Here is a 1,465-nt window from a genome sequence, read left to right as displayed (position 1 = left end):
CACGGCAGCTGTAGTTCCGTCGTCTTCGCTGTTCAGCGGCTTGCCGGGGTGTGTGCGGGCACAGGTACGGCCACCGCGATCATGAACGTTTGTGACGACGTATCAAGACACGGTGGCCGTAGAGGCCACGATAGCCGAGCGGGCGTGGGGCCAGACGTTCGGGAGGGCGATGACAGTGGTCTCGGGCTGCTTCGCGCGACGTGAGGCGCGCAGGACAGCGGCGGAGTTGATCGCTGGACTGTTGCTGGAAGTGGACACGCGGAACTGCTGGACGCTCGCGCAGGCGCTGGGACACCCGGGCCCGCACCGGCTGCAGCACCTGCTGTCCCGCGCCCGGTTCGACCACGAGGAGGCCCGGAAGGAGATCACCCGCCTGGTGATCGGTGAACTCGGCGGGCAGGACGTGGTGTTGGTCGTGGACGAGACGGGAGATGCGAAGTCGTCCACGGACTGCGTGGGAGCCGGCCGGCAGTACTCCGGTGCGCTCGGCGGCGTGGGACTGTGCCAGGTGGCGGTACATCTGGCGGTGGTCACTGCGACGACGAAGGTGATCATCGATCGGGCCCTGTATCTCCCGGCGGACTGGGCTGCCGACGAGGAGCGCCGCGGGGTGACCGGGGTGCCGGAGGAGATCGTCTTCGCGACGAAGCCGCAGCAGGCGTTGGCCATGGTCGCCGATGCGCTCGCGGCCGGGGCCGAGGCGCGCTGGTTCGCGGGTGACGAGGTGTACTGCGGACGCGAACTGCGTCGTGGGATAAGGGCGTTGGGACTCGGCTACACGGTCGGAATCTCCGCTACGCATCAGGTGACCGACGGGTCCGGCCGCCGGTGGGAGGCCCGCAAGCTGATCAACAAGGTGCGGCCCGGGCAGTGGATGCGCCGACAGACCGGCCACGGCACGAAGGGGACCCGCGAGTACGACTGGGCCTGGCTCGATGTCCGCCCCGACGACGCTCCCGACGAGAACCGGAACGAGAAGGAGGCCGGGACGAGTGTGCTGGTGGCGCGGCGGCACCGCTACACCGGCGAGGTGTCCTACTTCCGCGGCTGGTCACCGGGCGACGTCTCGCTCGGCACTCTCGTGGAAGTGATCTGTCGCAGGTGGCGGATCGAGGAGACCTTCCAGCTTGCCAAGGGCTTCACCGGACTCGACCAGGGTCAGGTGACCTGTTGGAACTCCTGGATGCGCTGGTCACTGTTCTCCCTGATCGCCGCCGCCGTCCTTGCCCTCACGGCCACCGCCGTCCACGACGCCGCCGAGGACGAGCCCGCGCTCGTCCCGCTGAGCTGCCCCGAACTCATCCGGCTCCTGCGAGCCCTCGTGCTGCCGCCACCCGTCCGCGACCGCGAGCACGTCCTGCACTGGACCGCCTGGCGACGCCGTCACCAAGCCGTCGCAACCGCCTGCCACCAGCAACGACACCACCGTCACGACCAACCGTGATCAAGAACTACAGCTGCCGTG

At 68.8% G+C, this 1,465-nt stretch carries 1 protein-coding gene; it reads left to right on the top strand.

The window, feature by feature from the left end:
- Window positions 1–91: 91 nt before the first annotated feature.
- Window positions 92–1,444 (top strand): IS701 family transposase, encoded by a 1,353-nt coding sequence (locus ABZX85_RS50470; protein ID WP_355885182.1) that lies wholly within the window; start codon window positions 92–94, stop codon window positions 1,442–1,444.
- Window positions 1,445–1,465: the final 21 nt, after the last annotated feature.

It is taken from the genome of Streptomyces sp. NPDC004539, from assembly GCF_040610055.1.
GTDB lineage: Bacteria > Actinomycetota > Actinomycetes > Streptomycetales > Streptomycetaceae > Streptomyces.
This window is presented reverse-complemented; position numbering and strand designations above follow the sequence as displayed.